Source organism: Oscillospiraceae bacterium (genome assembly GCA_009780275.1).
In the GTDB taxonomy this organism is placed as follows: domain Bacteria; phylum Bacillota; class Clostridia; order Oscillospirales; family UBA929; genus WRAI01.
Genome location: WRAI01000043.1, coordinates 1 through 10105, shown reverse-complemented (window position 1 = coordinate 10105; position 10105 = coordinate 1). Strand labels below are relative to the sequence as shown.

9 protein-coding genes and 1 riboswitch are annotated in these 10105 nt (G+C 46.7%); of the genes, 7 read left to right on the top strand and 2 right to left on the bottom strand.

The window, feature by feature from the left end; all coding sequences use genetic code 11:
• Window positions 1-319: 319 nt before the first annotated feature.
• Window positions 320-856: a hypothetical protein gene (locus tag FWE06_10045; GenBank protein ID MCL2547502.1), complete on the bottom strand. Its 537-nt coding sequence runs from the start codon at window positions 854-856 to the stop codon at window positions 320-322.
• The gene (locus FWE06_10040; GenBank protein ID MCL2547501.1) at window positions 831-1244 is read right to left on the bottom strand and encodes a DUF4430 domain-containing protein; all 414 of its coding nucleotides are present in this window, start codon (window positions 1242-1244) and stop codon (window positions 831-833) included. Before FWE06_10040 ends, FWE06_10045 begins: the two co-directional genes overlap by 26 nt.
• A 113-nt stretch (window positions 1245-1357) precedes the next feature.
• A riboswitch (cobalamin riboswitch) is annotated at window positions 1358-1616 on the bottom strand.
• 132 nt (window positions 1617-1748) lie between these two features.
• Here FWE06_10040 and FWE06_10035 point away from each other — a divergent pair.
• The 7 genes from FWE06_10035 to FWE06_10005 form a co-directional block, all read left to right on the top strand.
• Window positions 1749-1985 (top strand): hypothetical protein, encoded by a 237-nt coding sequence (locus FWE06_10035; protein ID MCL2547500.1) that lies wholly within the window; start codon window positions 1749-1751, stop codon window positions 1983-1985.
• 138 nt (window positions 1986-2123) lie between these two features.
• The gene (locus FWE06_10030) at window positions 2124-2933 is read left to right on the top strand and encodes a MerR family transcriptional regulator (GenBank protein MCL2547499.1); all 810 of its coding nucleotides are present in this window, start codon (window positions 2124-2126) and stop codon (window positions 2931-2933) included.
• Entirely contained in the window at window positions 2926-3630 is a 705-nt protein-coding gene (locus FWE06_10025; protein MCL2547498.1) for an ABC transporter ATP-binding protein, read from the top strand. Before FWE06_10030 ends, FWE06_10025 begins: the two co-directional genes overlap by 8 nt.
• Window positions 3627-4349, top strand: coding sequence for an ABC transporter permease (locus FWE06_10020; GenBank protein MCL2547497.1), 723 nt, complete (start codon window positions 3627-3629; stop codon window positions 4347-4349). Before FWE06_10025 ends, FWE06_10020 begins: the two co-directional genes overlap by 4 nt.
• A 143-nt stretch (window positions 4350-4492) precedes the next feature.
• Window positions 4493-9229, top strand: coding sequence for an Ig-like domain-containing protein (locus FWE06_10015; GenBank protein MCL2547496.1), 4737 nt, complete (start codon window positions 4493-4495; stop codon window positions 9227-9229).
• 75 nt (window positions 9230-9304) lie between these two features.
• Window positions 9305-9976: a uracil-DNA glycosylase gene (locus FWE06_10010; GenBank protein ID MCL2547495.1), complete on the top strand. Its 672-nt coding sequence runs from the start codon at window positions 9305-9307 to the stop codon at window positions 9974-9976.
• Window positions 9973-10105: DNA-3-methyladenine glycosylase (locus FWE06_10005; protein ID MCL2547494.1), on the top strand; the 133-nt coding region annotated here is incomplete at its 3' end. The genes FWE06_10010 and FWE06_10005, both read left to right, overlap by 4 nt.

Genomic DNA, 10105 nt, shown 5'->3' with positions numbered 1-10105 from the left:
CTCCATACTCACTAATATAAACCACCGGCCTTGCCGGGGGGGGGGTGGCATGGGGTAGCGAATGCCACCTCCCCCCCCAAGAGCATACCCCAACGGGGGGAAAAAGTCTACCCCCAGTATCTAAAGATGGGGGGGGGGGGGGTAACGAAATGTTACACACCACATTAACTGTCCACCACTCCATGCCCATGTCGCGCTGTTCCCGAATTTAAAGCGTTGGAAAAAATAAGCGAGCATAAGCGCGCGTTGAGTTCGCCCTTATTCTTGTGCTGTGCAATTAGCTATAACGAAAAAGAGCGGCATTTGCCGCTCTTTTTCGTTATAGCCGCGTTTCATCCAATCGCTTCAGCAATAATGCCAGTGGAATAATCAAACTCCCTGCCGCGAAATTTCCGATGGCGTGAATGATATCTGATGGAAACCCGAATACAATCCAGGCAATCATGCCGTTCCAACTCAGTCCGGCCCATAACGCGTGAAATGGCGCATATAAAACGCCGAACGCAAGGCCGTGCAGGCCACATAATATCATGTAGACAGGTGCTTTTGCGTAATCCGGTAGCTTGACTTTTCCTGCTAGCATAAACATGCCCCACAACGGCAGCCAGATATACAAGTAAGGCATAATCCAAAACGCAAAGCCTGAAAAGAGCATATCCAGCAATACGTAGACGTAGAGTGGTACGAGTGCGCGCCAACGATACGTCAGCGTCATAGCGGCAATCATCATGCCGAGTGGATGGATATTTTTAATGCCCTGCAAGCCTATACGCGATATGAGCATCATCGCTGCAAGAACGGCAAAAATGGCCAATTCTTGTGTTGAAAACTTAGAGCGATTCGTAGACGAAGGCATAGGTTACACCGGCTTCAATGTAAGTAGAATCTACACCCATTGGTGCCATTTCGCCGTTAATCCAGAACGCCCACCAGTAGCCGTCAGTGGCAGAATTTCCGTTGACAGAAGTGACAAACAGCCCCCACTCAGACTCATCGCCGTCAATTAAACCGACTTCCAGAAGAGCCGCACCGACGGTTTCAGCATCAGTGCTGACATCCCAAGCTGACACTTCGCCGCTTGGGTCTGTGACCTCTAATCGGAATGTCGTGCTGCCTTGTCCAACTTGTTGGACATTATCACCCTCATACGCTTCGGGTGGTGTTGCGCCATTGCAACCGGTGAGTGCTGCTACCGCAAACAGCACAACCAGAATCAATGACAAAATAGATGTTTTTTTCTTCATTTTGCATTTCTCCTCTTGTTTTTTTGTATAGCAACAAAACACTGTTATGCCTCACAAGGCTATTTGGTAGTTGTATGAGTGATAAGCAATTTGTCGTACAAACGCCGGTTTCGCGGCTGTTGCTCATCAAAGGTAAGTCTTCCGGCTTACTGCGTTACATTCTTTCGCCTTCTCAGTAGTAACACCAATGGCGTTCAAGGCAATGCGGTTTGCCTTGCTGAAAGAACGAACTTGTTATGTTGAAAATAAGATTTCAACATAACAACACAGTTACGGCGGCGAACCCGCACAGGATTTTCACCTGTTTCCTTTTCCCGTTCTCAATAATTTGTTGCTATGTCGAGGTATTGTACCATAAGGGTGGTTGAAATGCAAGACACTTTTAAGATTGAATCCAAGATACCGTTCGATATCACCGCAATCTCCTATGTAATTTAATCAGTATAGCATAATTTCTGTGTTTTGCATAATACTAGGCAGATATGAAAGAGAGGGGAGTACTGCATGAAAAGACGTGAAACATTAATCGCGCAAGTGAAAGAAGAATACGGAAATATTGCTGAGCACGAGAGTCAGCAGCATTTTCATCAGACGACAACGGGAATAACCGCGCAGGCATATTATGGAAAATTGCTCAATGCCGTGATTGGTGAGATTGAACGAGGCACATTTGACCAGTGCCGCTCAGGCAAAGAAATTATCAACAAAGTAGCAGTAGATAAGACAATTGTGTCATTGTGATGTATTGAACAAATCGGCTCTGTTTGCAGATGCGCAGAGTCGATTTTTATTTTTTGCGAAAATTCTAAAAAAGTCTTGCTCATGACGTTACGTAATGTGCTATACTATGTTTTGTTATAGGAAACAGGGGGTATGAAAGTGGAAAAATACAGAGCAATACCAAAGGGCTATATGACGGTTGGGGAGATTGCTAAAAAAGCGGGTGTGACTGTCCGTACATTGCAATATTATGATAAAGAGGGTATTCTCTCGCCATCGTCAGAAAGCGAAGGCGGGCGCAGGCTTTACACAGACAAAGATATTGTCAAGTTGCATCAAATTCAGTCTATAAAACATCTGGGGTTTTCACTTGAAGACATCAAGACACGGCTGCCCTCGATTAACACGCCGGCAGAAGTGTCGAGTGTGCTCATCGAGCAGGCAGCCAGTATGCGAGAAAAGATTAAATTGCTGAAAGAAGTGTTGCAATCTCTCGAAAAGTTGAACGCTGAAGTTGCAAAAATGGAAGTCGTTGACTGGGCAAAATATGCTGATATTATCGCAATGTTGCAAGTCAAAAACGATTCATATTGGATATTAAAATATCTTGATGATACGGTAGCAGGGCATCTTCATGACCGATATAAACATAAGGGCAAGGGTGAGGCAAACAAAGCACAAACAGTCCTAAACCGTCTGATGCAGCGGGCTGCGGCACTGCAAAAAGCCGGATATCGTCCCGAGAGTGAAAAATGTCAAGCACTTGCTGAGGATTGGTGGGATTTTATAAAGAGTTCTACTGATGGTGATATGAACATGATGTCTAAGCTTATGAAAGCTGGTCTGTCTATCGACGATAGCGAGTGGCGTGAAAAGAATGCCTTTGATAAGGAGTTTATCGGGAACGCATTGGGAATCTACTTAGAAAAAACAGGATACAGTCAATTCGAAGAGGTGCAATATGATTAGTGTAAGTATGAAAAATGTTGGTAAATCGTTCGGTGAAAATACCGTGCTGAAAGGTGTCACCTTTGAGACCAGAGAAAGTGAGATTTTTGGTTTGCTCGGACCTTCCGGCGCGGGCAAGACGACAATTATCAATATTCTAACAAGACAACTGATTGCTGACAGCGGAGAATGCCATGTCAATGCAACAAGCAATGAAATTGGGCTAATGTTGGCGCAAGATGGGCTATTCCCTCGTCTTTCATGCCTTGACAATCTCATTGTTTTTGAAGATATTTACGGCATACCGCGGTCACGAACAGTCGAGGCGTTGGAGCGCGTTGGGTTGGATAAAGCACACAAAACCATCGCTACGCAATTGTCCAGCGGAATGCGGCAACGCTTGGCGTTGGCGCGGGCGGTGCTACATAAGCCAAAAATACTCTTCCTCGACGAACCGACAAGCGCACTCGACCCCATGACAGCGCGGAGCATTCATAAGCTAATTAAAGACTTGCGTGACCAAGGCTCAACGATATTCTTAACAACTCATAATATGGAAGAAGCCACTAGCCTTTGTGACCGCGTTGTGCTATTGCACAAAGGTGCAATCGTAGAACACGGTGCGCCGCAAGACATTTGTCAACGCCATAATGCTATCAAGACTGTGATGGACTTAGAGTCGGTGTTTGTAACATTAACCGGGGAGGGATTAGAATGAACAGTGTGAAATCAATTTTTAAGAAACAAATCAAAGACATTTACAGCAATCAAGCTACTTTGATGCAATTTATTGTTTTTCCTGCGGTGGCGTTTGCCATGACGCACTTCGTTGCGAGAAGCTACGGCTTTGACGGGCCGGAAACGATGTTTATTACGATGATGTCGGCGGCGTTTGTCGGCATGGCGTTGGTGCCCTTTGTTGCCGGCATTATCGCTGAGGACAGAGAGACTAAAAGCTTGCGTTTTCTCGTTATGGCGGGTGTGAAGCCGCTGAGCTACTTACTAGGTATTGGAGGTGTGGTTTTTTTTGTTAGCTTATTTCCGGCAGTCGCGTTTGCTCTGATGGGGCGGCTGAGCGGACAACAGGTTGGGCTTTTTATGGCCATTTTTATGTCGGGCGTTATAGCATCGATTTTGCTGGGATTAACAATCGGCATTTTTGCCAAGAACCAACAGGCGGCAACAGGACTGGCGATGCCGATTGCCATGCTGCTCGGCACAGGCCCGATGGTTGCGCCGTTTAACGAAACAATAGGGCGCGTATTCAATATTTTCTATACGCAACAATTGAACGTGGTGATGAACAGCTTTCATGTTGTAGATGGTTATCAACCTGATGTAAACTTAGTGGAATCATTTACCATTATTGGGGCTAATATTGCCGTATTGGTTGTACTGTTTGTTGTGGCTTTTGTCAAGAAGGGATTAAAGGGCTAGTTGTTATATAAAAATAGCAGGCACAGTTTTTGTGTAATGAAAAAGATTTTTATTTGTTGCAATTATAAATGCGCTGTGATAGAATGATAGCAATAATGTTGTTTTTTCAATTTCCGTAATCATTTTATGAGAGGGTGATATATGTGAATAAAAAGAAAATAGGCATAGTTGCTATATTATTGGCAATGACTCTTCTGCCCTTTGGTCATTTTATCGGTGTGGAAGGCCCACTTCCGACATCAGAGTTGCCTGCTGTAAGTGATGAAGCGTTTACAATCGCGCCGACAGCCTTAGGCGACATCGACATTACTGCTATAGACAGTACTAAGGCAGGCGTTGCGATTTACTCCGGCTTTTTGATTACATCGGAAGTGCAAACACTGACAGAAGAGCATTTGTACGCCTACCTTTCCGTACGAAGCGGTGAGGACTTTACCTTGGAAGCACAGCCTGACAACGCTTTCTTGTTGCGCTTTGATGAGAATCTTGCCAATAACCAAGTCTTCAATTTTGTGTACAGCCCGCCGGGGCGGCAAGTGGCATCTCATGCATTTCAAACTAAAGATATTTTCCGTATAACAGCAACTACGCCGGCAAATAATACCCACGAAGTCCCCGTCAACACTGGCATTGAAATCACATTTAGTCAAGAGTTAATCGGCAATTTTGAAGAGGCTTTTGTTATTGTGCCGATGACAGAGGGACGGTTCTTCCGAAGGGGCAATACATATATCTTTACCCCGGCTTCATTGGATTCCGATACAACATATACAATTACGATTCAGTGCGGACTGGAAAGTGTTACGGGCGAGGTGTTGGCGGAGAAATATACTTTTTCTTTTACGACTCAATGGGGAGAAATGGCACAATCGCCATTTTCTATATCCGGTGATGTTTATGAAACATTTCTGCCGTGGAACGAGGTGTTCATTGCCTTGGATATATTCAGCGGCTTTAGCGGCCGCGATTTCTATGTCAGCCTCTACACTTTGCAAGCGGCGGAGCATTTTATCCACTTCGATGCCGATACACCGAAAACACTTGTCGATACATTTGAAGTCGAAGCGCGTGAATTTGCCAATCAGCACGATAGTTTCTTCTACCTCTTTTTAGAGCGCACCTTGCCGGAAGGCTACTATGTCGCTGAAATTCGATCGATACAGGATAATGTCAACGCTGTGCTGCATAAATTCATCCAAGTATCTGCCCTGTCGGTTTACTCGGTGTCCATCAATGGAGAGGCTGTCTTTTGGGTACATGATGCGGCAACGGGACAACCTGCTAATGGTGCGCAGGTCAACATAGACGGCATAACGACAACTACCGACAATGACGGCATCGCCATTGTCGACGTGGCGCAAAACCACCGCGCCGCGATTACCGTCGAATACGGCAACTATTTGGCGTTTGCCTACACCATGCCAATGTTTGGACAACGGGAGCTGCTGCCTAGCGACAGGTTTCTCTCCTATATGTACACTGATCGTCCGCGCTATCGCCCCAATGACACCGTCGATGTTTTCGGCGTGATTAAGCCGCGTCATGGGCACACACATTCTCCCGATGATGTATTCACCTTGCATATTGGCAATATAGTGGAATTGCCAATTGAATTGGATGCCTTCAACAGTTTTGCTGTGCGCGTGCCGGTCACCAACATGCGCGGTTATATGGACGTCGAAGTAGCCGCTAACGGAGAGCGATTTATGTCGGCTTGGGTGCGTTTTTACAATTACACCAACCTTGATCACGTGTTGGAGGGATCGTTGGATAGAATTGCCTATGCATTGGGCGAATACGCCGAAGGCGAAATATTTGTGACCACTTTTGCGGATCTTCCTGTGGAAGGGTTGAGGTTACGTCACGGCAATCCCGAAGAAACATTTTGGACAACAGACAGCGACGGACGAGCTGCGGGACGCTTGCCCATTACGGAGGACGATAACTGGTCATCGTGGCAACCGCGATGGGCCGAATTTTGGTTCACAACCGTCGGTGACACCGATGTATCGCAAAATATCAGCTTGCCTTATATTGTTGTGCCGCGTGACATTATGATGGAGCATGAATATGCAGGCGGCAGCACAGCAACGATTACGACAAGCCAAATCCTCATCGACAGAATCAACGGGTACTACGCTAACATATCAGGTGGTTCAACCCTTGATCCCGACATTTTTCGCGGTGCGCCAGTCGATGTCGACTTTACCGTTTTGATTACGCGGCACGTCACTACCCGCCGGGTTTTACATCAAAATTATGACTATATCAATCGGCGCACCATCAATGTCTATGAATTTAACACCACTGAATCACTCTATCGCACAGTACCTGGGCGTACGACAAACGGCCGTGCCAAAATCACCGATTTACCTGTATCAAATGATCCGCTTATCAACTACGCCATGGAAATTAGGTACAACGATTCAAGCGGCCGCGAAACGGTTGTAGGATTATGGCATAGATGGCACTTTTATCGTCAAGAGTCGGCGATACGGCACTTTGGCCTCGCTTTGGAAGACGATACTTTAGGTATCGGCGAAACGACACAAATATCACTAATGGAGGGGTCAAGGCCGTGGTGGCCGTGGCAGTCTGCTGAAATCACAAATGACGGATTTTCACCTATCACCAGCGGGCAATTGCTTACCATCGTCGCAAGGGACAATGTGCTGTCAACGGCGGTCAGCAACCCGCAAAATGCATCTGTTATGTTTACGGAGGAAATGATAAGCAGCGTTGCCATCTTCGGTGCGTATTTCGACGGGCAATATATTTTTCCAGTGGAGACACCCGCTACGGTAACATTTGACCATACCCAGCGCGAGTTGGATATTAGGCTGGATTTTGATCAAGTGCGTTACAAGCCGGGGGATGAAGTGACGGCAAACATTCAAACATCAATGCCCAACGCGCAGGTGCTGATTAGCGTTGTTGATGAAACAAGTCTGCCCGACCACTACCATGAAGCCAATTTTTTATCCAGGCTGTATCAAAGTGCGCGGATAAGTCCATGGGCAATGGAGTTCTATATGTTTGCTTCGCACCGGCAGCATGAGTTTGGGACAACGTCGGGAGATGGTGGATATGGCGGCAATGGCGGTGGCAGTGAAGACGGAACATTCCGCGAGAATTTTGTTGACAACCCGATATTTGAGGTTGTACAAACCGACAGCAGCGGCAACGGCAGCTTAACATTCATCCTACCTGACCAAGTCACCTCATGGCGGGTGACAGCCATCGGATTGACCCAAGATGGCTATGCGGGTGATGTCAGAGAGAATATTACTTCGCACTTAGATTTTTATATTGATGCTGTAATAACATCCGAGTTTATCGCCGGTGACGACATTGTTGCGCTGGTCAGGATGTTCGGCTCAGAATTGGCTGAGATTGATGTCACGTACAGTGTGCTGCAAGACGGTGAAACGATTCACACAGGCAAGCAAACATCGCGGCGGCGCGCCATAGTAAACGTTGGTAAACTGGATGCGGGTGCCTATGTTATCCAAATAACGGCGACGTTCGGCGATGAGCGTGACGCGATTGAGTTGCCCTTTACCGTTGCAGAAACCGGGCTGATTTTACCGCTTCGTGCAACAAGGCGGCTTGATGACGACTCAGGCGCGATTGATTCTGGTGCATTTAGTATGCGTCCTCTGCCCGTGCGCGTTACGCTGACTAACGCCAATATTGGTCCGATTGTTAATATTCTTAACAACATTCGTACCGTCAATTCCTACCGAACGGATTATATAGCGGCCAACGCGTATATCGATTATTTTTTTGGCAGCGAGCCAGATTTCGACGCTTTGCGAGCGCATGTTCAGGCACATTCAGGTGGCATTCCGCAGTTGATTTACGAAGATGCCGACTTCTACTATACGGCACGGTTTGCTGCTATCTTCCCTAATGTTATCAACGCCCGTCGCCTTAGCGAATATATTCAAGTGCAATTGGCTGAGGCGCACAGCGTGTCTCCCACCATGCGGGCAGCTGCATTGCTGGCATTGGCAGGTGTTGGTGAGCCTGTTTTATTTGTTATACAAGATGAAGTTGGCAACTTAGAAACAGATGATGATATGACAAGGCTATACCTGGCGGCAGCGCTGATTGCCCTCGGTGATGACAGTGGGGCACTGGTTTTGATGGATGGCTTTGTCGCACCGCAAAACTTGTCCGGCGTTGACAACGAAACAGTTAATACATTGCTGCTGTTTATCAACACCACTCTAGATCCGCAAGCCGCTTGGGCGCATGTCAATCGTGGCTATGATAATCTATACGTCAGCGATGTCGCTGAACGCGTCAACTTCGTCAGAACAATTTACCTTTTGGGAGAAACGGTATCAGAAGTGCAATATGAATTGAACAACATTACACATACGGTTCGGTTGGAAAACTTCAATCACAAAACTCTGCACTTGACCCAAGCGCAATTTGCTGCATTGAACTTAACTCCTGTCAGCGGCGCGACAGACTTTCATATCGAATTCTACGGCTCAGGTGCAGAAAACTGGAGTGCCGGCGGCAACCGCATCAACATACAGCGGAGCATGGTACGCGACGGCGATTTATTTAGGATTGATTTTTATGTGGAACTGCCGCCTGATACCGTGGGCTTTTTCACCATATACGACCGCCTGCCTAGCAATATGCGCTTTGTGTCGCAGGAGCAAACACGCCGTGGGAACAACTTTTGGGTCAACCACATTGAACAGCAGTTAGTGGAAATCAGTTTCTGGCAGGGTGAGGGGAGATCATTGCATCGAACGATAAACTATTATGCTATGGAGTTATTCGAAGCCAACATGGTATTGGATACAACTTTGATTAGCAACGGGTGTACAGAGAACCATTTGTGGGGCACAACAGAATAGGGTGCCCCGGACTTGAAATTTGGACTTCATCGTGGTATGATGATCGCGAAAACTGTCAAAAAGGTGGGCATTGCAATGATTAAACTGGGCAACGACTGGGATGAGTTTTTGGCGATTGAGATGGCCAAGCCGTATTACTTAGAACTACGAGAATTTCTCAAACATGAATACAGTACGCGGGTCATTTATCCCGATATGTATGATTTGTTTAACGCGTTGCGGTATACGTCGCTATTCGATGCGAAAGTGGTCATTTTGGGGCAGGATCCTTACATCAATCCCGGGGAGGCACATGGGCTGTCGTTTTCAGTAAAGCCACCGTCACGGACGCCGCCGTCGCTGCAAAATATTTTCAAGGAAATTGCCGACGACGTCGGGTGTTATGTGCCAAATAATGGACATCTTGTCAAGTGGAGCAAACAAGGCGTTATGTTGCTGAACGCGGTTTTAAGTGTGCGGGAAAAACAGAGTAAATCCCATGCTGGAAAGGGCTGGGAACAGTTCACGACAGCAGTAATTGAGCAGTTGAATCAAAAGGAGTCACCGATTGTCTTTTTGCTTTGGGGTAATGATGCGAAAAGTAAAGCTGGTCTGATTACCAATTCGAAGCACTTGGTTTTACAGGCAACGCATCCCAGCCCACTGGCAGGAGGGCGCTTCTTTGGTTGCAAGCATTTTTCGCAGGCAAATGCTTTTCTAGCACAGCATGGTTTAGAGCCAATCGATTGGCAGATAGAAAACATATGAGCCGCATTTCTCCTGAATTCTATGCGCAGGACGTTCTTGTCGTCGCGCCGTTGTTATTGGGGAAGTTACTTTGTCGTCGATTGGATGATGGCTCAATATTACGCCGACGCATTACTGAAACTGAGGCTT

Excerpts from the sequence above, each read along its gene's own strand:
- FWE06_10025 (MCL2547498.1), top strand. The coding sequence starts at position 2,926 with ATGATTAGTGTAAGTATGAAAAATGTTGGTAAATCGTTCGGTGAAAAT.
- FWE06_10020 (MCL2547497.1), top strand. The coding sequence starts at position 3,627 with ATGAACAGTGTGAAATCAATTTTTAAGAAACAAATCAAAGACATTTAC.
- FWE06_10010 (MCL2547495.1), top strand. The coding sequence starts at position 9,305 with ATGATTAAACTGGGCAACGACTGGGATGAGTTTTTGGCGATTGAGATG.
- FWE06_10040 (MCL2547501.1), bottom strand. The coding sequence starts at position 1,244 with ATGAAGAAAAAAACATCTATTTTGTCATTGATTCTGGTTGTGCTGTTT.
- FWE06_10035 (MCL2547500.1), top strand. The coding sequence starts at position 1,749 with ATGAAAAGACGTGAAACATTAATCGCGCAAGTGAAAGAAGAATACGGA.
- FWE06_10045 (MCL2547502.1), bottom strand. The coding sequence starts at position 856 with ATGCCTTCGTCTACGAATCGCTCTAAGTTTTCAACACAAGAATTGGCC.